Source organism: Vibrio sp. ES.051, from assembly GCF_002563795.1.
Classification (GTDB): Bacteria; Pseudomonadota; Gammaproteobacteria; order Enterobacterales; family Vibrionaceae; genus Vibrio.
The window spans coordinates 1041709-1068219 of the sequence record NZ_PDJL01000004.1 but is presented as its reverse complement, the minus strand read 5'-3'; the positions used below and the strand labels follow the sequence as shown (position 1 = coordinate 1068219).

24 protein-coding genes are annotated in these 26511 nt (G+C 44.4%); 15 read left to right on the top strand and 9 right to left on the bottom strand.

Features of this window, described 5'->3' with window-relative positions; all coding sequences use genetic code 11:
• Window positions 1-391: 391 nt before the first annotated feature.
• From nhaA to ATG66_RS11370, 5 genes are all read right to left on the bottom strand, one after another.
• On the bottom strand, window positions 392-1543 hold the full coding sequence (gene nhaA, locus ATG66_RS11390; RefSeq protein ID WP_098415409.1) for a Na+/H+ antiporter NhaA: 1152 nt from the start codon (window positions 1541-1543) through the stop codon (window positions 392-394).
• 330 nt (window positions 1544-1873) lie between these two features.
• On the bottom strand, window positions 1874-2995 hold the full coding sequence (locus ATG66_RS11385; RefSeq protein ID WP_098415408.1) for a lipocalin-like domain-containing protein: 1122 nt from the start codon (window positions 2993-2995) through the stop codon (window positions 1874-1876).
• The gene (locus ATG66_RS11380) at window positions 2995-5448 is read right to left on the bottom strand and encodes an ABC transporter permease (protein WP_179885642.1); all 2454 of its coding nucleotides are present in this window, start codon (window positions 5446-5448) and stop codon (window positions 2995-2997) included. Before ATG66_RS11380 ends, ATG66_RS11385 begins: the two co-directional genes overlap by 1 nt.
• On the bottom strand, window positions 5429-6100 hold the full coding sequence (locus ATG66_RS11375; protein WP_098415406.1) for an ABC transporter ATP-binding protein: 672 nt from the start codon (window positions 6098-6100) through the stop codon (window positions 5429-5431). The genes ATG66_RS11380 and ATG66_RS11375 overlap by 20 nt, the downstream gene beginning before the upstream one ends.
• A 186-nt stretch (window positions 6101-6286) precedes the next feature.
• Complete coding sequence (locus ATG66_RS11370; protein WP_098415405.1) at window positions 6287-7663, bottom strand: MATE family efflux transporter; 1377 nt, start codon at window positions 7661-7663, stop codon at window positions 6287-6289.
• 95 nt (window positions 7664-7758) lie between these two features.
• On the opposite strand from ATG66_RS11370, the gene ATG66_RS11365 reads away from it, so the two are divergent.
• Window positions 7759-9216 (top strand): DUF2867 domain-containing protein, encoded by a 1458-nt coding sequence (locus ATG66_RS11365; RefSeq protein WP_098415404.1) that lies wholly within the window; start codon window positions 7759-7761, stop codon window positions 9214-9216.
• Between the two features lie 40 nt (window positions 9217-9256).
• Here the strand turns inward: ATG66_RS11365 and ATG66_RS11360 are convergent, their stop codons facing one another.
• Together ATG66_RS11360 and ATG66_RS11355 are read right to left on the bottom strand one after the other, a co-directional pair.
• A complete protein-coding gene (locus tag ATG66_RS11360) occupies window positions 9257-9919 on the bottom strand; it encodes a DUF2913 family protein (protein ID WP_179885641.1) in 663 nt (220 codons plus the stop codon).
• Window positions 9919-11121, bottom strand: a complete 1203-nt coding sequence (locus ATG66_RS11355; RefSeq protein ID WP_098415402.1) for a Bcr/CflA family multidrug efflux MFS transporter — start codon at window positions 11119-11121, stop codon at window positions 9919-9921. The genes ATG66_RS11360 and ATG66_RS11355 overlap by 1 nt, the downstream gene beginning before the upstream one ends.
• Before the next feature lie 131 nt (window positions 11122-11252).
• Between ATG66_RS11355 and ATG66_RS11350 the strand changes: the two genes are divergently transcribed.
• Window positions 11253-11561, top strand: a complete 309-nt coding sequence (locus tag ATG66_RS11350) for a hypothetical protein (protein WP_098415401.1) — start codon at window positions 11253-11255, stop codon at window positions 11559-11561.
• Here ATG66_RS11350 and rsuA read toward each other — a convergent pair whose 3' ends face one another.
• Window positions 11562-12263, bottom strand: a complete 702-nt coding sequence (gene rsuA / locus ATG66_RS11345; RefSeq protein WP_098415400.1) for a 16S rRNA pseudouridine(516) synthase RsuA — start codon at window positions 12261-12263, stop codon at window positions 11562-11564. It abuts the gene before it with no gap.
• Between the two features lie 154 nt (window positions 12264-12417).
• Here rsuA and ATG66_RS11340 point away from each other — a divergent pair, with 154 nt between their 5' ends.
• The 7 genes from ATG66_RS11340 to ATG66_RS11310 all read left to right on the top strand — a co-directional run bounded on the left by ATG66_RS11340 (window position 12418) and on the right by ATG66_RS11310 (window position 20416).
• Window positions 12418-14169: a DEAD/DEAH box helicase gene (locus tag ATG66_RS11340; protein WP_098415399.1), complete on the top strand. Its 1752-nt coding sequence runs from the start codon at window positions 12418-12420 to the stop codon at window positions 14167-14169.
• Window positions 14170-14298: 129 nt separating this feature from the next.
• A complete protein-coding gene (locus ATG66_RS11335) occupies window positions 14299-14724 on the top strand; it encodes a PepSY domain-containing protein (protein WP_098415398.1) in 426 nt (141 codons plus the stop codon).
• Window positions 14725-14789: 65 nt separating this feature from the next.
• Window positions 14790-15449 (top strand): response regulator transcription factor, encoded by a 660-nt coding sequence (locus ATG66_RS11330; protein ID WP_098415397.1) that lies wholly within the window; start codon window positions 14790-14792, stop codon window positions 15447-15449.
• On the top strand, window positions 15439-16788 hold the full coding sequence (locus ATG66_RS11325) for an ATP-binding protein (RefSeq protein WP_098415396.1): 1350 nt from the start codon (window positions 15439-15441) through the stop codon (window positions 16786-16788). Before ATG66_RS11330 ends, ATG66_RS11325 begins: the two co-directional genes overlap by 11 nt.
• A gap of 281 nt (window positions 16789-17069) precedes the next feature.
• Window positions 17070-17348 carry a 50S ribosomal protein L25 gene (rplY, locus tag ATG66_RS11320; protein WP_098415395.1) on the top strand — a complete coding sequence of 93 codons (279 nt, stop codon included), beginning with the start codon at window positions 17070-17072 and terminating at the stop codon, window positions 17346-17348.
• 731 nt (window positions 17349-18079) lie between these two features.
• The gene (ushA, locus tag ATG66_RS11315) at window positions 18080-19783 is read left to right on the top strand and encodes a bifunctional UDP-sugar hydrolase/5'-nucleotidase UshA (protein ID WP_098415394.1); all 1704 of its coding nucleotides are present in this window, start codon (window positions 18080-18082) and stop codon (window positions 19781-19783) included.
• Between the two features lie 411 nt (window positions 19784-20194).
• Window positions 20195-20416: a hypothetical protein gene (locus tag ATG66_RS11310; RefSeq protein ID WP_098415393.1), complete on the top strand. Its 222-nt coding sequence runs from the start codon at window positions 20195-20197 to the stop codon at window positions 20414-20416.
• Window positions 20417-20542: 126 nt separating this feature from the next.
• On the opposite strand, the gene ATG66_RS11305 is transcribed toward ATG66_RS11310, so the two are convergent.
• Window positions 20543-20791: a DUF1289 domain-containing protein gene (locus ATG66_RS11305; RefSeq protein WP_098415392.1), complete on the bottom strand. Its 249-nt coding sequence runs from the start codon at window positions 20789-20791 to the stop codon at window positions 20543-20545.
• 169 nt (window positions 20792-20960) lie between these two features.
• On the opposite strand from ATG66_RS11305, the gene ATG66_RS11300 reads away from it, so the two are divergent.
• The 6 genes from ATG66_RS11300 (at window position 20961) to ATG66_RS11275 (ending at window position 26484) form a co-directional block, all read left to right on the top strand.
• Window positions 20961-21413, top strand: a complete 453-nt coding sequence (locus tag ATG66_RS11300; protein ID WP_098415391.1) for an META domain-containing protein — start codon at window positions 20961-20963, stop codon at window positions 21411-21413.
• 359 nt (window positions 21414-21772) lie between these two features.
• Complete coding sequence (locus tag ATG66_RS11295; RefSeq protein WP_098415901.1) at window positions 21773-22918, top strand: ABC transporter substrate-binding protein; 1146 nt, start codon at window positions 21773-21775, stop codon at window positions 22916-22918.
• Between the two features lie 9 nt (window positions 22919-22927).
• The gene (locus ATG66_RS11290) at window positions 22928-24637 is read left to right on the top strand and encodes an ABC transporter permease (protein ID WP_098415390.1); all 1710 of its coding nucleotides are present in this window, start codon (window positions 22928-22930) and stop codon (window positions 24635-24637) included.
• A complete protein-coding gene (locus tag ATG66_RS11285) occupies window positions 24603-25250 on the top strand; it encodes an ATP-binding cassette domain-containing protein (protein ID WP_098415389.1) in 648 nt (215 codons plus the stop codon). The genes ATG66_RS11290 and ATG66_RS11285 overlap by 35 nt, the downstream gene beginning before the upstream one ends.
• Entirely contained in the window at window positions 25243-25857 is a 615-nt protein-coding gene (locus tag ATG66_RS11280; protein ID WP_098415388.1) for a CDP-alcohol phosphatidyltransferase family protein, read from the top strand. The genes ATG66_RS11285 and ATG66_RS11280 overlap by 8 nt, the downstream gene beginning before the upstream one ends.
• Window positions 25858-26007: 150 nt before the next feature.
• Window positions 26008-26484 (top strand): glycine zipper 2TM domain-containing protein, encoded by a 477-nt coding sequence (locus ATG66_RS11275; RefSeq protein WP_098415387.1) that lies wholly within the window; start codon window positions 26008-26010, stop codon window positions 26482-26484.
• Window positions 26485-26511: the final 27 nt, after the last annotated feature.

Sequence of the window (26511 nt, the reverse complement as noted above, 5' to 3'; positions counted from 1 at the left end):
TTAAAATAAATGGAACTGTTTGGAAAAGGCTCGGTCTGAATATATGTAACAATCAGGGCATTTTAAGTTTCACAGGCCGTCAAACTTTTTCTATCTGATTATTACACTGCTGCTTTTTTCTTATTAACTCCTATGTATGTTTGTATCCGCCCAGTCAATTTTTCGGCTGGGCTTTTTTTCGCCTATAGCCCCTACTCTCAATAAATTCAATACATAAGGACAAGGTAGGCGTCAGAATCTGTACATTCTAATTCGTTGTTGTCGACTTCCGCCGTAGTAACACGAATTATTCACTTGCTGATCACTGAACCAATCACCCTGAGAGGGTTCTAAAGGGCATAAAAAAAGCCTCCCAAATTAGGAGGCTTTTTTAGTTAATTAATCTGTTTCCTTATGCTTGTGCTTTCTTCGGTAAAGAGAAATGCAGTAAAACATAACCAAGAATGGCTGCAGTCGTTGACCCCATTAAAATACCCAGTCGAGCGTAAGTATCAAATTCAGGACTCGCATTTCCAAATGCTAAAGAAGAAATGAAGATAGACATCGTGAAGCCGATACCACACAGCACAGACACCGCGAAGATATGTTTGAAATTTATCCCCTCTGGCAACTTGGCAACACCCAGTTTTACCGCCGCCCAGCTAAAGCTAAAGATACCTAGCGGCTTACCAATCAGTAAGCCCATTGCAATACCTAGAGGCAGCATTGAAGTCAAACTTGATAGAGAAACACCTTCTAACGAGATACCAGCATTTGCAAATGCAAACAGTGGCAAAATACCAAATGCTACGTAAGGGTGAAGCGCGTGCTCCATGTGTTTAAGCGGTGAATGTTCGCCCTTTTTACCTTTAAGCGGGATGGCAAAGCCAATGACGACACCTGCTAAGGTTGCGTGAACACCAGACTTTAATACGGCAAACCATAAAATTGCCCCAACTATCATGTATGGTGTCAGTTTCGTCACTTTCTTCGCATTCAACATGAACAGGATGCCCGTCATGATGAAACCAACAAGCAACGCCATTGACGACAAATCACCTGTATAGAAAAGCGCGATGATCACAACAACACCCAAGTCATCGATGATCGCCAAGGCCAACAAGAACACTTTAAGGCTAACGGGAACACGTTTACCAAGTAGAGCCATGATACCTAATGCGAATGCGATATCTGTTGCGGCTGGGATAGCCCAACCAGAAATCGCCTCGGCATCACTCGCGTTAAACGCAACATAAATAAGAGCCGGAGCCAACATACCGCCAACCGCTGCAATTGCAGGGAAAATAGCAGTTTCTTTTGATTTCAAAGCACCTTCTAGTAGCTCTCTTTTTACTTCAAGACCAACGATTAAGAAAAACACAGCCATGAGGCCGTCATTGATCCAATGAGAAACTGACATACCAAATAAATAAGTATGCAGTGTAGATTGATAAATTTCGCCCATAGGTGAGTTAGCAATAGTCATCGCAATTGCAGCAGCAATCACGAGAAGAATACCACCTGCGGATTCCATTTTGAAAAAGTCACGAATGACATCGTTCATGGTTTCGTCCTTATATTTATTATCTTAATAAACGATTAACAAGAGTAATAGGAGTGTATAGATGTCGCAAACTTTAGAATAATCGCTTCTTCAGAGCATAAGCTTCGGTTTTTCCGATGTTATTATTACTATACATCGCATTTTCCAACATAACACTCAGCTTTGATGTATCCAATCTCCTGTTATTATCGCACTAATAGTTAACCAAGATGATAAGAATTTCAGCATAGCACGGCATGTCCCGTCATGATAACCCCGTGTTTTTTAGAGAGAAGTAATGAAGGTCGCACACGAAAAAGCCACCCATTTGGGCGGCTTTTTCGTGATCATCTAATAACCAGTGAGTTGCATAAAACCCCAAGCTTCATGAGAGCCTGAAGCTGAAGTTGGTCCTTCCCAATATGGAATGACAAATGGAAGCCACATCTCTGATTTGATAATATGGGTGGTTAGATCAATTTTGTGCTTAGGAACGATGATTTCCCATTGCAGCGGAAGTCTTTTCTCATTCGACAGGCTGGTCACCTGTATAGGCGTAATATGGACATCACTCTCAGTGAGCTTAATTACCTTTCCCGAACGCGTGGATAGCGTGCCAAAAATATACGGTGTTTGGTCATGATGACGATAACGACTAACCGTTAACGCTCGGCCATCATCTAAGTTGAAAACAAACCAATCCCAACCTTGTCGTCCTTCACCAATTAAACCACTTCCCCACTCTTTTTGAACCCATGCAGAGCCCGTAACAGAAAGTCGCTTACCCTTTAGGTTTAAGCTACCTTTCACATTAAGAAAAGGAGCACTGAAGCTAAAAGACGCAACAGATTGCAAAGCGTGCTTAACTTGAAACCCTTTGTCACCATTCATCACAAAAGGACCATTTGTCATGGTATTAAGCGCCACGCTAAACGTATCGGTGGTGACATTCAAATTCCCTGGGAAAGGCGTTGCACCAAGTGATCGCCAAGTCCAGTTATCAATCCACAACCGAAATGGGCGATCAGTCATACCTGCCTGACCGATCCCACCACGAGCAACCCGTTGCTCTTTCCATACCTGCGAACCATGGCTAACGACAATATGTGATATATACAGTTGTGGACTTTGCCATCCACGAGTTTCACGCTCATCTGTCGCAACACGGAAGTAACTCCATTGGACATTGTAAACCTGCCCTTGCTCATCTTGCAGTCTCGCAAAATAGTGCCAAAACTCATGCTGATATTCAGGATGAGAACGAAAATCTGACGGTAATGAGACATGTTCATTTGGTAAAACAGGATCAAAGATCGTTGTGTCTTCACGCATTAAAATGGAGTTAAGATCACTTTCTTGGGTCGCTGTTGACTCTAACCAAAACGTCGAGTAAAAAACGAATCCCGTCAAAAAGACCAAAACAACAATCAATATTGAAACTAAGAAGCGTTTTTTAAAGCCCATCTTTTTCATTACAACGCATCCCTTAATGACTTCATCGGTGTGCTTTTGATCATTCGAATCACGGGTAGCGCACCTGCCGCCATGATGGCTAACATCGTCCACGCAATAGTCTGAGCATACTCCCAAGGAATCATCTGTAGTTCCAAAGACCAACCAAATGACTGGCGAATGACAATATCAACAATAAAGTGCGCTAATGCCAAGCCAAGCGGCACCGCAATAATCGTGGAGATAGCGCCAAATACGAATAATTGAAGACCACCAAGTGCTACTAACTCTTTGCCAGAAACCCCCATGCACCGCAATAATGCGAAATGTCGCTGACGTGAAAGCTCACCTGCTAATGTCGAGAAGAACAAGCCAAAGACGGCAATGATCAACGTAATGTTGCCTAATGTCCCTGCTATTGCAAAGGTATGGTCAAACACTCTCATGGCTTGGTTATAAATATTACCGTTATCGAATATGCGATCTTGTGGAAGTCGGAACACATTTTCTAGGCGGTTTTTTAAGCCATCTCCGTTAACATTGTCTCCTAGCACCACCCCCAAACCGACGTTGCCCGTCCCAGCAAATCCGTAAAGCCAATTGCGATGCGACATCATCACTTGGTTGTATGGGTTACCGTAATCATAATAGACCCCGACAACCTGCCAACCTCCTCCAAGCGGAGTCTGAAAATCAATAACATCTCCTGGCCGAATATCCAGTTTCAAGGCCATTGACTCACTGACCATTAAGCTCTTGGTTGAATGTAATTGATACCAATAATTCGGAACTCCCAGCTTAACCGTCAAGGAGTCAAGCTCGCCTTCAGAAGAGCCAGTACTGACGACTTGAAGCGCACCATACTCTGTTGGAACGTCTTTTTCCCAGCGCCACCATACTGATTCGACTTCAGGCTGGTCTTGTAACCATCCACTCATGCGGGCTGCTGAGTTATTAGTTGGATAGATATAGATATCCGCGGCTAACCGTTGGCTAAGCCATTTATCTGTTGTATCCCTAAAACTACCAACCATGGTCTCTACACCAATGTTGGCGGCTAACGCAAGCATAAAGGCCATAGTCGCAACGCCACGATAACTCATGCTTGCTGCCGCATCGGCGAAAAACCAGCGTACACGAACCCAGCGCAGCGAATAAGAAAGGCTCTGAAACATATGCCACATAATAAAGGGCATAAACAAGGCAACACTAATCAACATCAAGGCAATAATTGCAAAGCCTGTTTCTTGTGTTTTTGGCGCTTGGTACACCGCCACCGCCGCGACACAAAATGCACACGCGGCCAGTGCTTGCCAAGAGAATTCGCGACCAGCAAAACGCATCAAAGACAACCGAGAAGACAGTCGGATTGGCTGCGACTTCAACAGACGGATTAACGGCCACAGACAAGAAATTAAAGCCCCCATCGCCGCCATGATCAAACTATATAGACTTGACTGCCAAGACCAGCCAATCGTTAAGCCAACATTCGCATCGTACAAATCACTCAAGCTAGACGACACCGCCGGGATCAGTTCATTGGCTAACATTAATCCGAAAAAGTTACCGCATGCCCATGCGACGAAGACTAGAATAGACAACTCAAGTAATAACGCCTGAGCCAATTGCGAACCATTGACACCGGTTTGACGCAAAATGCCAACCAACCTTTGACGCTGGATAAATGATAACGACATTGCTTGGTAAAAAATAAACAGCCCAACTAAAAACGATAACATCCCCATCGCAGTGAGGTTCATGTGAAACGCTTTGGTGAGTGACTCTAGCTCTGTGCGCGTGCTTCGTACTAACGTCATGCCATTGGGCAGCATGTTTTTCAAAGCCAATAACTTTTCTTTTGGCATTTCGCCACACGAAATAGCCGATAAACCTGAGCTACGTTTCAACATTCGCAACAAAGAAATATCGGTAACCAACCTCGTGCCAGAAAGTAGCTTGTTTTTATCAACTTGAATCGGCCCGAGACGACTGCCGTCATTCATCTCGATAAAATCTCCATCAGTCCAATTCATATAAGAAGCTAAATCTTGACTAATTAAGACCGGATAAGGCGGCTTTATTAATGACAGAATAGACATTTCGCCCAAAGATTTACCTTGTTGCAACGGAATCATCGCCACAGGGTCAATGCCCACCAGCATTAGGCTCATATCTGTTTTGGCATCAAGATGCAGCACATCAAACGGCGCACATTGATTAAAGCCTGCGCGACGTAGCTGAATATAAAAACCTTGAGGAATTTTATTGGCAGAATGCTTGGTGCGGATGCGATATGGAAGAGGATTAGAGAAAAGCTTCTCTCCAGCCGCGTAACTTTGCTTAGCATGTTGGTTAATAGAAGTCACGCCAACAAGGAGCGAAACGCCTAACGTTAATCCTAGCCAGACGAGAATGATTTGCAGAGGGTAACGACGGTAATGACCGAGTAGTGCTTTAACTACGGGCCATAACATGAAGCTGCCCTCCTTGAAGTCGAATTTTCCCTTCCATATGAGCCGCCACTTTTTCACTGTGGGTTACCAACAACAAAGTACATTCGAGCTGCCGAGCTAGGCTAGTCAACAAGCGCATGACCGCTTCTGCATTTCGTTCATCAAGACTCCCTGTTGGCTCATCCGCTAGGAGAATCTTGGGCTCCATATATAATGCGCGAGCGATAGCAGCACGCTGCTGCTGTCCACCAGAGGCTTCTTCTGGATAACGGCCGAGGAGCGGCATTAAATCGAGAGCAGAAAGAATTTGACGCAATAGTTCTTTGTCTTCTGGTAAAGCTTTTAACTGACGGCAAAAACGGATGTTGTCGGCAATATTCAACGTAGGAAGGAGGTTGAACTGCTGGAAAATATTACCAATGTTGTTACGGCGATAAAGCGTTCGCAAATGCTCTGGTGCATTATGCATTGCAAAGTTTGGAAACAGAACTTCTCCCGAGTCAACAGTATCAAGCCCTGCGATAAGGTTCAGTAAAGTACTTTTACCTGAGCCACTTTCCCCCATCAGAGCGACTTGATCGCCTTGCTGTAATGTCAATTCTGCCCCTTGTAATACCGGGTGAAATTCTCCCCCGTCAACATAGCCTTTACATAGGTCTGACAGTTTTAACATTGATTTCCGCTCAGATAATGTCTAAAAATTGGGATCAGAATCTACACTAAAAACCTGTTCGTAGAAAGCATTTTGAATGCTTGGTCACACTATGAGGGTACAAATGCAACTCGATTCACTTTTCACACGTATTTTTGTTGACGTTTCAAGCAATTTTTTGAAGACGTTTTGAAACGCTATTGACTATTACCCTCCGATAAGGTTTTTCATCCACTTTCGGCTTATTACCCGTGGTAAACAGATGGTCCACTTCACCACTTCCTCGGTTAAAAAGAGCAAATATACCCACTGAGGCTCCCAACCAAGCTGAATTGAGGCAAACGCCGCAAGCGGAATACCAATCACCCACTGGGCAACAATGTCCTGATACAGGCAAAACTTTACATCGCCACCTGCTCGTAAGACCCCCACAATGACCATCATAGGAACAGAACGCAAAATCACACCGAGCGCTAAAATCATCATGAACTGTTCTGCCAATTGACGCGTGTCAGTTGTTAGCGCGCTGAAGGCATTAAGGATCCACTGATTCGACACTAATAAAACCAATGCGACGATAAATGCAATAAGCAAATTCAAGATAACTGTTGCCCAAGCTTGGTAGTAAACAGACTCAAAGTTGTTTGCTCCGAGCTGGTTACCGACCAAGACTGCCGCAGCATTAGACAAACCAATCATCATAGCTAAAGCAATCGATTCTACCGGTGTCATGACAGATAACGCCGCCAAACCTTGCACACCTGCTTGTCCCATGATCGCGTGATAGGCGAATAACCCACCAGCCCACGCTAAAAAATTGAACGTGGTTGGTAAAGAAAGACTCAGGAAGCGCGTGATCTTGTCGATAACTAAACCTGCACGTATGTCATCCCAGCCGAATGCAATAATGTGTTTTTTAAACCATAGATAACTAAATAAACAGCCGACTTCAATCGCCCCACTGATGACCGTCGCAATCGCGGCGCCTGTAATACCCAAAGCAGGAAAACCCAAGTGACCAAAAATTAACATCCAGTTTAGAAAAACGTTAGAAAGGATCCCTATTCCACTAAAAAACGTACTCAAACCCGGCTGGTGCATGGCTCTCAAGCCAACCGACATACTGGCCACGCATGCTACGGCAAACATACTAACAGATGAAATAACAAGATAACTGGCGCCTAAATCCATGACTTCTTGCGAGTCAGTCGTCAGTCGCATTATTGGTTGAGGGAAGAAAACAAACAAAGAAACCGCGATGGCAGCAAATACCATAGCGATCATCCATGTCAAGGCGGTACTTTGACGTACCCCTACCTTATCACCGGCTCCCCAATATTGCGCGGTGAGCAGTGCTCCCCCTGTCGTCACGCCCACTAACATGATGGTGGTCACAAAGGTCGCGCGTGCAGCAACACCTACCGCAGCGATCTCAGCTTCACCAAGTTGTCCCAGCATGAGCACATCAACCAGACTTCGACTGGAGAACATCATACTTTGCAATGTAATTGGCAGTGCTATCGTAAATAGACGACGTAAGAACGCTTTATCTGCATGAATTGAGAGTTGGGAGAAAAAAGTCACAAATGCTCCGACGACAACTTATTGATAGAATAGAAAAAGTGTCTCATGATTATACTCTGTGGTGTTTATTCCACCAACGATAAAAAGGACAGATAATGAAAAAGGTGTTGGTGCTAGGCGCATCTGGTTACATTGGTTCTCAACTTCTTCCGTTACTCCTAAACAAAGGTTACGCCGTCACGGCAGCAGCGCGACACATCGATTACTTAGAATCAAGAACTCGCCCTCACCCTAATCTAACGCTGACATATCTGGACTTGGCTGATGCTGAAGCGACCACATCCATAGTGAACGACTTTGATCTGGTGTTTTTTCTAGTTCACGGAATGGCGCAAGGACACGACTTTGTTGAATATGAATTAAATCTCGCGGAAAACTTCAAGAACGCATTGGCGAAAAGCCGTATCCAGCATGTGATATATCTTAGTGCGATACAACCACAAACCGGCAATTCCGAGCATTTAGCCGCGCGAAAAGCGACAGGAAAAATAATCCGCCAAGCTGGAGTCCCCGTGACGGAGTTGCGCGCCGGCGTGATTATTGGCCCCGGCTCCGCGGCTTTCGAGATCATGCGCGACTTTGTGTACAATCTACCAATATTAATTGCGCCAAAATGGGTCGACTCCAAGGCGAACCCGATAGCTTTGCCAAACCTCAACCATTACTTGCTCGAATTAGCCAAAGCCACGCCGCCTCAAGAACATGAAACCTATGAGGTGGGTGGGCCTGATACGCTAAGCTACCGAGAGCAATTTCAAGTCATTTGCAAAATGACCAATAAGCCTTATCGTTTATGGTCCACACCATTGCTCACCCCGAAAATGGCATCTTACTGGCTCGTACTGGTGACATCGGTGCCCACCAACATTGGTAAAGCGTTACTTGCCGGTTTAGAGCACGATTACATTGCTGACTCTGAAGCGATTAAAACTCGGTTTCCTCAAGTTTTGATCAGCTACGAACAAGCAGTGTCAGACACCATTCAAGCAGAAGGAACCTTCGTTCGCAGCAACGTCTGGGGCTTTGAGCCAGCCGCTCTGCATCGTTGGCAGCCTGGATATGGTTATTATCCTAAACAAGCAGGGGCGAGCATCAAAACCCAAGCTTCTGCTGAGGCGTTATGGCAGGTCGCACAAAAGATAGGAAGTCGAGAAAAAGGCTATTACTTTGCCAACATTTTGTGGCGCACTCGTGAGTGGCTAGATATTTTCTTTGGTGGAGAAAAACCGATTCGTGTCGCCCCTTCCGGACCTGATCTCAAAGTTGGCGACTATATTGATTCATGGAAAGTAATTCGCTGTGAAGAAAACCAGTTTCTTTCTCTCTTCTTTGGAATGAAAGGCCCCGGGCTTGGTCGATTAGAAATTACGATTAAAGACCATGGGGATGAACGTGAATTCGACATCACTGCATGGTGGCATCCGCAGGGTTTTCTTGGCCTTCTCTACTGGTTTGCGATGATGCCTGCGCACCTGTTTATATTTAAAGGCATGGTTAAAACCATCGCCAAAGAGGCCGAACGTTTAGAACAAAAAAGCCCCAATCATGAGTAGTGGGGCTTCATCCAAATAACGTTAAAAGTGGGTGAAGTGACTAGTCAACCTTGAAAGACAAAGGAATCTCAGCTAATTGGTTGCCTTCATTTGCAGGGAAGATCAGATATTCACCGTGGTATTTCACCTTAGATTTGTAATCCGTCACTTTATGCACCATAAAGCCCGCTTGCGATGCTTTTTCTACGAATTCTGCATGGTTGCCACGCACAAACCAACTCATTGGTTTCACGAGCAACTCGCCATCAAAACAGTTATCACACTGGTCAGCACATAGCGCTAAAGAGTTTTGGCCAGCAGTAAAAAGCTGTACTTTGCCACAACCAACAAGCTGTTCTGACGTCGATACTTCCCAACCTGCTTGTTCCATCAAATCCAGAAATGTTTCGATATCTTGGTCTTTAATTGCTTTTGGTGCTTCACCTTCAGGAAAGAACTGCGCGTAATAAGCTGAGATGCGCTTAAAAAGAAACAGCAAACCAGCCTCATTCCCTTTCGATCGCCCCGCCTTTTGCCAACGCGTGAGGTCATCCCCCACCGCTCGACCAAAACTTTGATTCTTGAGGGCCTTAGTAACCCAGCGTACCAAATAGTGATTATTTGCTACAGGTGCATTGGCTAATTTACCTGAGCGATGTTCTTGGTCTAACTCACCTAATGCAGTGTTAACCAAGTTTTGAATTTCTTGGGGGTAATTCGACATTACGCCTTTCTTCCTAAAGTCCAATAAAACAGTGCCGATAGCACTGAACAAACAAACATAACGACAATCATCGGCCATGCCACGCCGCTAGGTAGCGAAGCGACTAATACACCAATCAATGAACCAGTACCAAATCTAAGCGTCCCCGCCAGTGATGATGCCGTGCCTGCCATCGCAGGGTAACCACTAAGTAACAAGGCCATAGAATTACTACCAATGGTAGACAAAGTACCGATGAACAGTACGACAAATGGTACGGTTCCCCATAGGCCAAGGTCCATTAACCAGCCCACAAACAGTCCGACCCCAGCTAAAAGCTGTATAAACAGTCCAAAACGAAGCATGGCATGGGAGCCAACTTTTCTCACCAAACGACCGTTAATGCTGGTCATGATGATCATCGCAACAATATTCAATCCAAATAAGTAACCAAAATGATCTGGTCGAACACCATATAAATCAATGTAAACAAACGAACCCGCCGTTAAAAAAGCAAACATGCCAGAGAAAGAGAACGCACCAGACAAGATCAGCCCCATCGCTTCCGAGCTAGAACATAAACGTGCATAGTTTCTTAATGTCGTACGAAAACGAAGTGGTTGACGGTTCTCTGGCTTCAACGTTTCTGGAATTTTCCAAAACACCAGCAGAATGACAACCACCGCGAAAATAGCAAGAACCCAGAAGATCGAACGCCACCCAAACCAAATCGCTAAATGGCCACCTATCATGGGCGCAACCAAAGGCGCCATCGTAATCACCAGTGTCACAAAAGACATCGCGCGCGCAAAGTCCTCGCGATCAAACATGTCACGAACCACAGCTTGGATAATGACCGCCGCTGCCGCACCTGCAAAGCCTTGGGCGGTGCGCACATACGTAAGTGCGTCGATACCGTTTGTTGTCGCGCTGACAGCCGCCGCTAAACCAAAGAAAAACACACCTAAAATGAGTACAGGCCGACGACCAAAGCTATCGGCTAGCGGTCCATGTATAAGCTGGCCAATAGCAAAGCCTGCTGTATAGGCCGTCAACGTAATCTGTACGGCACCAGGTGTCACTCCTAAATCTTTCGCAATCGTTGGCATCGCAGGTAGATACATGTCAATGGCAAGCGGAGTTAAAGCACCAATCGCTCCCAATACAAGAAACAATAAAAAACCGATTTGAGATTGGGGAGCAGTTTGAGCTTTTTCTGTCATTCTTTTACCTCTTGTTATAGTCCTGACACCGCACCTTTCAGTACAGTGAAAATGACTGATGTTTCTCACACCGTTAAATATGGGACCAAAGGCTTTAGTTTTATCAACGCTCGAGAGTCACAAGGACGAGTGTGTACCAAGTTGGTCTTGACGGATTCGACATAGAAAAGCGTATGGTAGCAATGCATGTTCATCCGGAAACAAACGTATTGAAACTAAAAATGATGGATTCTCTGACCCACCATTTCATTCTTTACGGACGGATATTTTTGCAAGACAAGTTGCGTGCTCCAGCCAAAACACACTGGGATATCACCGAGATTAAGCAAGCAAACCGACATTGTCTAGACAATAAACATTTAGTAGGAAACCTTATTTTGAGTCCTTTCCCACCAAAAGACGAGTTCCTACTGAGAACTCAGGAATTTCCATGGCGATAATTAATTCCAGATAGAATCAATTTCTTCTTGAGTAAGATAGCGATAATCACCGGGTTCTAAAGCCTCGTCTAGCTCAATCTTACCGATACGCTCACGATGCAAGTACTCTACTTTATTGCCTAAAGCCGCGAACATACGCTTAACTTGATGGTACTTCCCTTCTACGATGGTCAGTAACACTTCATTCTCCGCCTCGTTTACGATGTCTAAACGAGCTGGCAGGGTCAATTCCGATTCATTACGAAGCATGATGCCTTGAGTAAACTTTTCAACGTAATCAGGTTGAATGGCATCAGCCAGCCAAACACGATACGTTTTCTCACATTTACGTTTTGGCGAAGTAATACGGTGGGACCACTTACCATCATCAGTGATCAACACTAAGCCTGTCGTATCAGCATCTAAACGACCTGCAAAGTGCAGATTTTCGACCTTAGGCTCGTCAAGCAAGACAAATGCCGTTTGGTTGTAGCTATCTTCATGTGAACAAACGAAATCAGCTGGCTTATACAACATGATGTAACGCGGACCTGGGGCACCAACAACACGGTCTTCCCATATGACTTCAGCCCCCTCAGGTACTTTGAACGCACCACTTTTTTGAACATTCCCATCGACGGTGATGTCGCCACTTTTGATGATCTTTGTTGCCTGTTTGCGAGTCGCACCCAGAGCATCACACAAATATTTATCTAAACGCATGAATACCTCATTGAATTATACCCAAGTGACCTCTCATTCTCGCCGCAAAAACTCAGTCATCAGTCTGAATCTTACCAACAAAGGTCACTTGGGTATAAAAGTCAGGTATTATAACGTTCCTCGTTCGAATAGTTGAGCAATTTCACATATTTTCATGTACACACTTCGCCCTTATCAAGCCGACTCTGTCAAAGCAGTCATTCATTACTTTCGTAAACACTCCTCTCCTGCAGTCATCGTACTGCCAACAGGCGCGGGTAAAAGTTTGGTTATTGCAGAGCTTGCTCGCCTCGCCAAAGGACGGGTTTTAGTCTTAGCTCACGTTAAAGAGTTGGTCGAACAAAACCACGCAAAGTACGAAGGTTATGGATTGAAAGGCGCGATTTTCTCGGCAGGCTTGGGAAGAAAAGAAACCGATCAACAAGTGGTATTCGCCTCTGTCCAGTCAGTCGTGCGTAACTTAGATTCATTTAAAAACCAGTTTTCCCTATTAGTGATTGATGAGTGCCACCGCGTACCAGATGATAAAACCAGCAGCTATCAAAAAGTCATTACCCATTTACGGGAAGTAAACCCAGGCATTAAAGTCCTCGGCCTCACCGCAACGCCATATCGCTTAGGGATAGGCTGGATTTACCAGTACCACACTCGGGGGCAAGTTCGTACAGAAGAAGCTCGCTTTTTCCGAGACTGTATTTTCGAGCTGCCGATTCGTTACCTGTTAGATGAAAAGTTTTTAACCCCCGCGCGAATGATGGATGCCCCAGTCTTATCTTATGACTTCTCACAATTAAAACCTGCCAATACTGGGCGATATAAAGAAGCAGAGATGGACATGGTGATCGACAAAGCCAAGCGAGCCACTCCGCAAATTGTTGAGCAAATCATGCAATACGCGAAAGAGCGTCAAGGCGTCATGATCTTCGCCGCTACGGTTCGACACGCACAAGAGATCCATAGTTTATTGCCAGAAAGCGACACTGAAATCGTAATTGGAGATACACCGACACCAGAACGTGATGCGATCATCCAGGCGTTCAAGCATCGAAAAATTAAATATCTGGTCAATGTTTCTGTCTTAACCACCGGCTTTGATGCTCCACATGTCGATTTAATCGCTATTTTGCGCCCAACGGAATCGGTAAGCTTGTATCAGCAAATCGTTGGGCGAGGGTTACGTCTATCTGATGGTAAAACTGAATGTTTAGTGCTGGACTACGCGGGCAATAGTTATGACTTGTATCAGCCTGAAGTGGGTGATCCGAAACCAGACTCAGACAGTGAAATCATCACCATCCCCTGTCCCGCTTGCGGATTCAATAACAATTTCTGGGGAAAACTGGACAGTAATGGTTTTCTGGTTGAGCATTTCGGTCGCCGTTGCCAAGGTTACTTTGAAGATAAAGTAACGGGCGAAAGAGAGCATTGTGGGTATCGTTTCAGAGCAAAATATTGCGGCGAATGTGGTGCAGATAATGATATTGCGGCGCGTATTTGCCATGAATGCGATACCACTCTTGTTGACCCCGACAAAAAGTTGAAAGAAGCTCTCAATTTAAAAGATGCGTTAATCTTCGAGTGCACGGAGATGGACTTGTCAGTGTTTAAATCCAATGAGGGTAAACCTCAGCTAAAAGTCACCTATTCTGGTGAGCCTTACCAAGGTGAAGGAAATGCCTTAGTGCATGAGTTTTGGTCTTTAAATACAAAAAAACAGAAGCAAACCTTCAAAGATCAGTTCGTCCGCCCTCACTTGGCCGATAAACATCGCCCATTTGAAGAAGCATCACCAACCCGTGTTGTTGCAAACCAGCATCGCTTCCGTTTACCGCAATTTGTCATCGCTCGAAAATCTGGGCGTTTTTGGAAGCTACGTGACAAAATTTTCGCAGATGAGCTCAAGTAGTATCCACTCGTTTTAGCTGGGCACGCGCAACCCGGCGTAAATGAACTAACCGACAGTTAAACAATGGTTCAGTTTCGGTTCATATACCGCTCGATATAATTTTGCCAACACTTCAAAAGAGGTTTGACCATGTATAAACCAACGACTTCACATTATTTCGCCTTACTTTTCGGCTTGGTTACGATGCTACTTTGCGCAGCAAGCCTAGCCAAACATGTAGACACTTATGCGCAGAAAAATGGTCATGCAATCGTGCGAGATGTTGAAAAACCAGGCACTCGAATCGAATTTGATGAAGACCAAGACGAGGTCTATCGTGCGGTACAAAAAGGTTATATTCGCCCATTTTCAGAGCTCTATGCGGCCGTCGAAAACGATCTATATGGTCGAATTATAAAAGTCGAGCTCGAAGAGGAACACGATGAGTGGGTCTATGAGTTGAAAATTCTCTATAACAATAGCGTGCTGAAAGTGGAGTACGACGCTGCAACACTGGAGATGCTCGAAATCAAAGGTCGCAGCTTTAACAAAGCGTTAAAACCACAAAACAACTAAAATAACCTCAGGCTCAATCTTTCCATACTTTGGCCCAACGCTCACACATAATAAGAGTCGCTACTATGAAAATACTTGTTGTTGAAGATGACCCTCGTTTAGGCGAGCAGATCATAGAAACCTTAGAAAATACCGGCTGGGTGCCAGAATTATCTCTAGATGGCATTGATGCATTGTATCGAGCCACATCAGAAGAATGGGACGTCATTGTGCTCGACCTAGGCCTACCAAAATTGGATGGCTTAACGGTGCTAAAAGGCATCCGAGATGAAAACATCAATACGCCAGTGGTGATCCTTAGTGCCCGCGACACCTTAACTCAAAGAGTTGAAGGTCTAAATGCGGGAGCGGATGATTACTTAACAAAGCCCTTTGAAATGGTGGAACTTATTGCTCGCATTCGCGCGCAGTTACGCAGAGCATCTGGTAACGCATCACCAGTAATGCAAATTGGCGACTTAAGTTTGGATACGCGTACGTCAAAAGTGATGTGGCAAGGGCAAGCAGTGAGTTTAACCGCTTTGGAATATAAAGTGGTTGCCTACTTCATGCACAACCCTGAGAAAGTGATTTCACGAACCGAGTTAGTCGAACATATTTATAAGCAAGACTTCGATCGTGACTCCAACACCATCGAAGTGTTCATAGGCCGTATCCGCAAAAAAATAGCACCACAGATCATCAAAACCGTCCGAGGGTTGGGATACCAATTAAATGCCGAATAAAAGCAGGCTACCACTTAACGTATTAAAACGACTCAGTATTAAGAGTCGCTTAGTCTTAGCGGCGGTCGTCTGGTTAACAGCTATGATCCTCGCTGCCGGCGTCACTATACCGACTCAGGTGTATAACTACATGCTCGACGATACTCGTTCGCAACTGAGCATCTTTATGGATGAAATTGCCGCTCAGCTAGAGGTCAATAGTACTGGTCGTCTCGATCTTGCTGCACAACTTTCAGACCCTCGCTTTAGTCGCCCATACAGTGGCTTATATTGGAGCGCGTCTACCGAAACCAGCCTCGAACGCTCTCGCTCTTTGTGGGATAAAAGAATCGAATACAAAGGCATGGATAAAAGTGCACACGGCGCAAGAGGTGAAAGGCTCATCACCATCGAAAAAACCTTGTATCTTACTGATTATGAAGGCCCTATTCATATCATCATTGGCATCGATGAAGAACCTATTAAAAACACATTGCAAACTCTGGTCGGACAACTGTGGCTTATTCTGGGTCTATTGTTCGCTGGTGTGCTTACCGTCATTCTGCTGCAAATCGCTTGGTCGTTAAGCCCATTAACCAAGTTACAAAAAGAATTGGCAGAACTAAAGTCTGGAAATAAAAAGAGCTTAGAAGAGACGTATCCAAAAGAGATCTCGCCTCTTATCGTTGACCTCAATGCCTTACTTTTTCATTATCAAGAACTGTTAGAGCGCGCTCGAAACCATGCTGGCAACCTATCTCATGCACTGAAAACGCCACTTTCAGTACTGAAAAATGAAGTACAAGCATTAGAAACCGAAGATCAATCTCGCCTTCATGGCCCAATCAATCAAATACAAGATCATATCGACTATCACTTGGGCCGAGCCAGAATGGCAGGTTCAATGAATATACTGTCAGTCAAAGCCAACCCAGCAGAGCGGGTTGATGCTATTTCAATGGCATTCGACAAAGTGTATGCCCAACGTGGCATCACGTTAATCAACGAGCTAGATTCTGAGCTGAACGTAGCAGTAGAAAAAACCGACCTCGATGAAATGATCGGTAATCTGCTAGAAAACGGTTATAAATGGGCAACCAGTATGATTCGAGTTCACTCGACGCAAGATAATAATAATATTTACATTATTATTGAAGACGACGGCTTTGGCATCCCTAAAGAAAAGCTGACCCAAGTAACTCAAAGAGGGGTTCGGTTGGATGAAACAACGCCCGGCTCTGGACTTGGATTAAATATTGTCAGCGAAATGGCGCACAGCTATCGAGGCCAATTGATGCTCGAAGAAAGCCAGTTGGGCGGTTTGAAAGCCTCTTTAGTCTTACAAAGAAGTCGAACTTAACCTGTTAAGTCGACAATGCCCATTCGTGTTAAGCACAGAGCAAACTGATGAAAACAGACGCAAAGTGCGCAGCTTTCATCCTAAGCAAACAAACCATAGCCTTTTGAGTAACAAATTCCTGTCTTTCTGTTGATTTAGGCGTTGTTTCAGTTGCCCAAATCAAACCAGAATGATAGTATCCGCGCTCGCTTGAACAGTTCCTGTTTCAAGCCTTACCACAAACGACAAGGTCGCATTGTTGATTGTGAAAATTCTATTTTACTAATTTGAGAGTAAATACTATGAAATTCGAAGCAGTAGTACGTACTGAACTAGGTAAAGGTGCGAGCCGCCGCCTACGCCACGCTGGCAAATTCCCTGCAGTTGTATACGGCGGTGAAGAAGCAGCAGTAGCTATCGTTCTTAACCACGACGACGTTGTTAACCAAATGGACAAACCTGAATTCTACGAAGGTCTTGTTCTCGTTATCGATGGCAAAGAAGTTAAAGTTAAGCCACAAGACGTTCAACGTCACGCGTTCAAGCCAAAAGTTGAACACATGGACTTTATCCGTATCTAATTCCCTACCAAGGAATTACTCAGATTAAATCCAAACCTTTTGCATAACAGATTATCGGCTTTACCAACCGAAATATCTAAAAAAATTCAAAACCCCGGAGACTTACCACCTCCGGGGTTTTACTATTTATAGCGTTTGAGAAACACTCATAGAATTTCCTTTTCAATCGCACAGCTCAAATTGTTGAATATTTTCCACTAACATTATGTGTTCGATACAAAAAGAATACATAACGCAAATATAAAAGCGGCATACCTTATTCAGGAACCTTTCCTAGTAATTCGTAACCATACGAATTCATCGTACAATTTGTCGCTTACCTTGCGTTGACTTTTCTATTAATAATCGATTTTCATGAAAAGTCTGCCTGCTTATCCCGTCCCCTCACCTTCCACTTTAGAGATAATCTAAATTTTAACTATTTGTTTCATTGAGAATACAAATACATGAAATTGGCAAAGTAGTACCCAAATAATGCTGAATTCCTTATTAAAATGCGCATTGATGCACATAAATCAAGCTCATTCAATTAACCGCTTCACAAAAAACACCCTAAATATTATGGAATTGATCCTAAAAACCATTTCTGTTTGTTTGTCGATATAGTTTGCAGGCTTATTAATTCGTTTCTCCGATAGAAGTATAAACAAGAGATGGATCACTAAAGTTTCACGTTAATTGCGTATATTTCACGCCGTAACAATAACAAAATCACACAGAAAGGATCCCTTATGAAGTTTTACAAATCTCTCTTGGTACTTTCAGTCGGCGCTGCGCTAGCAGGATGCGGCTCAGATAGCGACAACTCACCAGTAACTTGTGAGACCGCAGATTCATGTACAAAATTTACGGTTCTTCATACTAATGATAACCATGGTCGTTTCTGGCATAACGATGATGGTGAATATGGCATGGCTGCGCGTCACACTTTAATCGAATCTATCCGCGCAGAAGTCGAAGCAAACGGTGGGGAAACGATCCTCCTATCTGGTGGTGACATTAATACCGGCGTACCTGAGTCAGATATGCAAAATGCAGTACCGGACTTCGTAGGGATGAACCTTCTTGGTTATGACGCGATGGCAGTGGGTAACCACGAGTTTGACAACGACTTAGACACCTTAGATATGCAAGCAGAACTCGCCGATTTCCCTATGCTTGCAGCGAATATCTACAAAAAAGATACTGCAGGCAACATTACTGAAGAACGGTACTTTGACCCATACAAAGTGATAGTCCTCAACGGTCTTAAGGTTGCAGTCGTTGGCTTAACAACCGAAGCGACAGAAAAACTGGTGAACCCAGACAACGTCGCAAGCATTCACTTTGCTGATCCTAGAACCGAAATCAAAAAAGTTCTGAAAGAAATTGAAGTGAACGAAAACGTTGACCTTGTGTTTGCTACGACTCACATGGGTCATTACCAAGACGGCAACAACGGTAGCGAAGCACCAGGAGACGTTAAGCTAGCTCGCTCTCTTGAAGAAGGCCAGTTAGATGCCATTATCGGTGGTCACTCTCAAAACCCTGTTTGTATGGAGCCGAATACAAATGAGTATGCCGATTTCAAACCTGGTGATGACTGCGCGCCAGATCAACAAAATGGTACTTACATCATGCAAGCGCATGAATGGGGTAAATATGTGGGCCGTGCTGACTTCGAATACTACGGCGGTGAACTTCACTTGGCGAACTACGCACTGATTCCTGTAAATCTTCTCGGCGACAACGATGAAGTTATCGGTGAGCACATTCGACAAGATGCAACAGTCAAAGCTTTGCTATTGCCTTACCAGCAACAAGGTCAAGAGTTGTTAGATGAGAAGATATCTAAAACAACCGGAAAATTAGAAGGTGACCGTAACGTAGTTCGTTCTCAACAAACTAACCTAGGTCACTTATTAGGTGAAGCATACCGTACTTATGAGACGGTGAAGGCTGACTTTGGTGTAATGAACTCTGGCGGTGTGCGTGATTCAATTAAAGATGGCGACATCACTTACCGTGACGTACTGACAGTGCAACCATTCGGTAACTTCGTGACGAAAGCAACCATGACTGGTCAAGAAGTAAAAGACTACCTTGATGTCGTAGCAACGAAATCTGCAGGCTCTGGTGCTTACGCTCAACTAGATAACATCACTCTGGATGTAGATTGTGATGCTGGCTCAGTGTCCATCACCGACATCAACGGTAAAGGCTTTGCTCTGGACGCAACTTACACGTTTTCTGTTATCAGCTTCAGCGCTGCTGGTGGCGATGATTACCCTATCATCGATGTTCAATCTACACAGCTAACGGATGCATACGTTTTGCGTGAGTTCTTCGTAAATAACCCGCAAATTTCTGCGGCACACTACGACAAAAACTTAGACAACATCAAGTACTTCAGTAATAGCCAAGCAGTGAAAGGTTGCCCTGCAACTAAAAGCTAAAAGCACCTTATACTCTGACGGAATAACTCTGAGGAATGGTTCCGTCAGAGCTCCCTCTAAAAACCGAAGCTTGGTGCTTCGGTTTTTTATTTCTATTAAATTGCTGAAAATTATCAAGCTTCAAAAAATGTTCAAAAATTATCCGTTTGTGTTGTTGACGCTCACCTGTTGAGCTTCTATGTTTGAAAGTGTCTTTCGAAAACACAGATTCATTAACTGACTTTAAACCATGAGATTTCATGGTACAGAGGATGATGCTAAGAAAGATATTAATGGCGTTACAAACACTGCTCTCACACAATTTATCTTTCACCCAGAACGAAGGTGATTCGTCTCCACGCGTACACCTATGAGCAGCGATATAAACGCCAATATGTTCAAACTGCTGCCATCGAGTTCTGGAGGTCAAAAATGAAACGAGCCAGCAATAGCTACAGACTGCAAATGATCAAAGAAGTGGTTACCCGTAGAGAACGTGAAGCCTGTACCGACCCCATGGCGAAATACATTCACCAACTGATGGATGAGCGTCCGACAAGTAAACTGAATGTTGAATTCAATCACCGGTTTTCAGGAAGCCACTTCGATGAACATGCTGGGGGATGGGTGAGTGATGATTGGTCAATGAAGTAAACCCCATAAACTATGGTTAAGCGCACAAAATCAAGTAATAATAAATAGACAGTACCTTCCCGGCCATAAGAAACCAAGGAAGAAACCAAGGGCCAAGGGCCAAGGTGGAGAGTGGCGAATCTGTTATTAAAAGAGAGTTTGCTGTGGTGATACGTCTTCCTGAGGCTCTCCTGACTTCGCCTTCCCTACCAAAACCTTTCTCTTGTAACGCTGACGACATAACTTAATGACGTGCAATTGCTGCGCAGGCGTATAGTTGAGCCAATTAAATCGCTCTTCTCTTTTACGCATACACCCTTTGCAATACCCTTTTTCATCTACACTGCATATGCCGACACAAGGGTTAGGGACAGTAAAAAACTCCAATTGCTCCATACTAATACCGTGCTTTCATCGCGACTCGCAGAAAATCAATATTGGCTAAATCGATGGCAGAGTCTAATATACACTCTACCCTGATGCATACGAAACTATCACCGTATTCTGACAAAAACAGTGTTTTATTACCTATACTTATTACGTTTTTTAAAACGGAGTCTATAAAATGAAGCTTAGCCTAAAAACGTTCGTTACAGCAATCTCTCTCCCTATTCTCATAACTGCATGTACTAGCAACGGTGATGGTAATGATGTGAAAGAAATTACAGCTCAAGACTTAAAGCACCACAACTGGGAACTGGTTCAAATTGATGGCAAAAACATCGATCTTAAAGAGCGTCAAAAAACACCACGTTTAGAGATCGGTGAAAATCTAACCGCAAATGGCCATGCCGGTTGTAACGACTTCTTCGGTCAGGCAGAACTAAAAAACAATCAACTGCGTATCGAAAAAATGGGCATGACCATGATGATGTGCATGGATGACCAGATGGAAATTGAAAAAGCGATGTCAGAAACATTATCTAAGTGGAGTGACATCACGCTAACAAATGACGCTCTAGTGCTAAAAAACGCAGACCACGAGCTCACCTTCACATTGCGTGATTGGGTAAACTAGACCTGTACTCCGAGCACTCACTCTAAAAAGCAGCCATCACGATAGGCTGCTTTTCTATTTTAACAAGCAACAAACGCCTCCCCCCCTCTCCTATCTAAAACTATCGGGCTTGAAAGAAATGGTTTAGCCTTCCGGTCCAATTCTACTTAAAATAAAGATCTAAACGACTTCAAACTCACGTTTGCTCCACTTTGCTCCACATTGATAATAATTGTTTGAATTAGTGAGTGATTAGGTTTGTAATTAACGTTGATAATAGAGTGAGATGAATTACTATCTTTTGAAGGAACGGAGTTTAGCTCCCTTTGGACATCAAAAACTCCTCGAACAAAAACAAAGAATCACAACACGGATTTGATATGAAAAAGCTATTTAGCACCATTGGTATGGTAGCCGCGACTTTCGCCACTTCTTCCTTTGCCGACAACTGGCAGAAAATCGAGCAACAAGCGGAAGGCCAAAGTGTTTATTTTCATGCTTGGGGCGGTAGCCAAGAAATCAACCGCTATATCCAATGGGCAGGTAAAGAGCTTAAATCCCGCTACAACGTGACTCTGAATCACGTTAAAGTTACCGATATTTCTGAAACCACAACGCGTTTAATTGCGGAAAAAGCCGCAGGTAAAAATAGTGGTGGTAGCGTGGACATGGTTTGGGTTAATGGTGAAAACTTCAAATCTATGAAAGACAACCAACTGCTGTTTGGCCCCTTCGTTGGCGATTTGCCAAACTGGCAATACGTTGATAAAACCTTGCCCGTGGATGTGGATTTTTCAGAACCAACAGAAGGTTTAGAAGCACCATGGGGGGTCGGCCAATTAGTGTTTATTCATGATGAAGAAACACTGAAAAACCCACCGAGTTCTTTTTCAGAAATGTTGAACTATGCGAAAACATTTCCCAACCATCTCACTTACCCTCGCCCGCCAGAATTTCACGGCACCAGCTTTATTAAAGCGCTATTAATTGAGTTGACCAGCAATGACCCTAAGCTGCAACAACCAGTGACGGACGAAGCATTTAAGCGAGTAACTCAACCACTTTGGTCATACTTAAATGAATTTCATCGTGTTGCGTGGCGTGGTGGTCAACAGTTCCCGGGCGGCACGGCAGAAACTATCCAATTACTAGATGATGGACAAATAGATCTCGCCATTACCTTCAACCCAAATGCAGTATTTTCAGCGCAAACCAGTGGTACTTTAGCCAAAAGCACAAAAGCTTATGCGATGGATGCAGGTGCGCTTTCCAATATCCATTTTCTCGCCATTCCTTGGAATACAAATGCCAGTGCAGGCGCCCAAGTTGCAATAAACTTTTTATTAAGCCCTGAGGCGCAGTCTCGTAAAGGCGATATCAACATCTGGGGTGATCCTTCGGTACTAAGCCAACAGCACTTACAAGGAACGGCAAAGAGCACACAACAATTCAAATCGATCGCTGAGCCGCACCCAAGCTGGCAAGTCGCGTTAGAAAAAGAATGGCTGAAACGTTACGGAAACTAATATTTACCCATGTTAAGAGCGCTATATCTCGTTATTATTGCAGTTTGTATTTTACCGACCATCCCTGGGCTACTCGGGGTGGTGGTTTCTGCGCTCGGCTATATTCCCCCTATCGGTCTGAATCAAGTTTCTCTCGGTGGTTTTACTGCGGTGTTTGATTGGGAAGGAGTGTGGACTTCTATTGGCCTCACGTTCTATTCCGCCATTGTTAGTAGCTACCTTGCTTGTTTAATGACGTTTGCGATTCTTCAAGCTTCTTGGGGCTGCAAATTTTGGCGCAAAGTTGAAGTGAGCCTCTCCCCCCTACTCGCGATGCCACATGTCGCCTTCGCGATCGGTTTTGCTTTTTTATTTGCACCAACGGGAATGGGTGTTCGCATTCTTCACCAGCTGTTTGGCTACGACCCAAATGCGCAAACTGTGAATGACTTGGCGTTATTGATTAAAGACCCACACGCACTCGGCTTGATCCTCATGCTAGCCATCAAAGAAGTACCTTTTTTGTTACTGATGAGCATTCCAATTCTTCAACAATTGAAAGTCGATAAAATTGAGAAAGTCAGTCATTCTATGGGGTATAGCTCTGCTCAAACGTGGTGGAAATGCATCTTCCCGCAATGGTTGGTGAAATTACGTTTTCCTATGCTAGCCGTGTTGGCTTATAGCCTATCGGTCGTTGATGTTGCTCTGATCATTGGCCCAACGAATCCACCAACCTTCGCTGTACTTGTGTGGCAATGGTTCAACGACCCTGATCTCTCGCTCCTGCCAAGAGCGGCTGCGGGCGCTGTCGTATTGTTTTTTATGGCCAGCGCCTTAATGAGCTTTGCTCGCCTTGTTGAATGGGGCATCACCCAAGGCTTTAGACATTGGCAATATTCTGGCCGCAGTGGCTTGTGTTTGCCGGGCAAAACGGTGTTTTCTCTGATCGCTCTATTGACATTGTTAATGTTGCCTTTGATGGTAATTTGGAGCTTTGCTCAACGGTGGCGCTTCCCTGATTTACTGCCAAGTCGTTATAGCCTGCGCTTTTGGGAATATGAGTGGCAAAGTATTCTCGGAACGTTAGAACAAAGCATGTTGATTGGTATTATTAGTGCGTCGATTGCGCTGGTTTTGGCGCTGATCGCTCATGAGTACCGTTTACGTTATCGCTGGCAGATCCCAGGGTACGTCATCGCAATTCCGATGTTGATTCCACCACTATCTGTGCTATTCGGCATGCAGATTGCGACACTTTATTTCAATAACAGTGCGTACTTCTTTTGGGTATGTTGGGCTCACGTATTCTTCGCTTTCCCATTTGTCTACTTGTCACTAGATGGTCCATGGCGCAGCTTTGATAATGGGTTAACTCGTGTTGCATTAAGCTTAGGCAAATCGCCATTGCAAGCGTGGTGGAAAGTAAAGTTACCGATTCTATTACCTGCCATTGCCTTCGCTTGGGCAGTGGGGATCAGCGTCAGCTTAACGCAATACCTACCAACACTCGTGCTCGGTGCGGGGCGTATTAGCACAATAACAACGGAAGCGGTTGCTCTATCCAGTGGCTTCGATCGTCGCGTCACTGCTATTTATGCCATTTGGCAAGCGCTCTTACCGTTCATGTTTTTCTCTTTTGCGATCCTACTTAGTCGTTTACACGTTAAGTATCGCCGATTGTCTATTAAAGGTTTATTACCGAATGAGTCTTTGCCTCAAAAATCTCGCCATCCGTAAAAACGATGGCGATACACTTTTCTCCGCATTCAATATGACGGTAAATAAAGGTGAAATTGTTACCTTAATGGGTCCCAGTGGCTGTGGAAAATCCATTTTGTTGGATGCTATCGCTGGACATCTACCGACTGAATTCAATTACTCTGGGTCTATCACGCTCAACGACCAACAATTAGATGCACTACCCGCACATAAACGTCAGATCGGCATTTTATTCCAAGATGATCTGCTTTTCCCACACCTTACTATTTGGGAAAATCTCGCTTTTGCACTCCCCAATTCAATCAAAGGTGCAGAGCGTCAAAAAGTCGCGATGGAAGCATTAAAAAACATCTCGTTGCTCAAACTTGCTGATGCCTTTCCTGACCAAGTATCAGGCGGACAACGTGCACGTATCGCCCTCACCCGCATGTTACTCGCACAACCTAAAGTCGCGCTGCTTGATGAACCATACAGCAAGCTTGATAAAGATCTGCGCGCACAATTTCGCAGCTGGGTCGTCGAACAACTACACCACGCAAACATCCCAACGCTGATGGTAACGCACGATGAAGAAGACATTCCAGAAGGCAGCCGCTGTATAAACTGGCCTTGGGAGACGAACAATGCTTGATAGTTTTAGTCTTAAAGTCATTAAGAAGCCATTAACCCAAAGCGCCAGAGTCATCGACCAGTTCGGTATAACCGCGAATCAAACGACTTTTTTTGGGTTCATCATCGGATGTTTTGCGCTACCGTCTTTGATTGCAGAACAATACACACTTGCATTAGTGTTTATTTTGCTTAATCGGTTTTGTGATGGCTTAGACGGCGCGCTAGCGAGGATTCAGGGTATAACTGACGCGGGAGGCTTTCTCGATATCAGTTTAGATTTTCTGTTTTATTCCTTGATCCCATTTGGTTTTGTATTAGCAAACCCTGAACAAAATGCCATTGCAGGTGCGTTTTTGATTTTTTCATTTGTGGGGACTGGTAGCAGCTTTTTAGCGTTTGCCATCATGGCCAGCAAACGCGGTATCGATAACCCCGTTTATAAAAATAAATCTCTCTATTACATGAGCGGCTTAACCGAGGGCACTGAAACCATTGGCTGTTTGGTACTGTTTTGTTTGCTTCCACAACACTTCGCTGTCATTGCTTATAGCTTTGGTGCCGCATGTTGGTTTACCACCGTCACACGAATATATTCCGGTTTTCATACACTGAAGTCACAACCTTAATATTGGTTCGCGCTCAACACTTGCTAAGACGGACTGTAAGCAATCGGATTTACTACGTTGATTAACCTGAGACCAGCATTCGCGAATTTCAATGCAGATACTCAGACGTGGTTCTATACTCTGGAAGTATCGGAATCATTTGGAGGTTACATGGCAAAATACATCCACTTAAGCATCATGCTCGTTTTGTCCGTAATAACATTGGGTGGCTGTAGCTCTCCCAACCCATACGGTGATTCATACGGCTCAGCAGACACAAGAAAAGTGCAACAGGTCTATTATGGAACCATAGAGAAAGTGGAACCTGTCACTATTGATGCCTCCACCCAATCCAATGCCATTGGTACTATCGCTGGCGCAGCCGTTGGGGGGATATTAGGATCTAAAGTTGGTGGCGGTTCAGGTTCGGATATTGCGGCAATTGGGGGCGGTCTATTAGGTGGGTATGCTGGTAGTAAAACCGCGGAGGCAACCGCTAAGCGAAACGGGGTCAACCTGACGATTCGCCTCGAAGATGGAAAAATCATTGCCGTCGTTCAAGAAGCCAACCCTAATATGATTTTCCAACCAGGCCAAGCCGTTCAGATAAACATGTATGGCAATGATGCGCGTGTCGTTCCTCGATAACCGGCTTCCACTGCTTTATTAATCCGC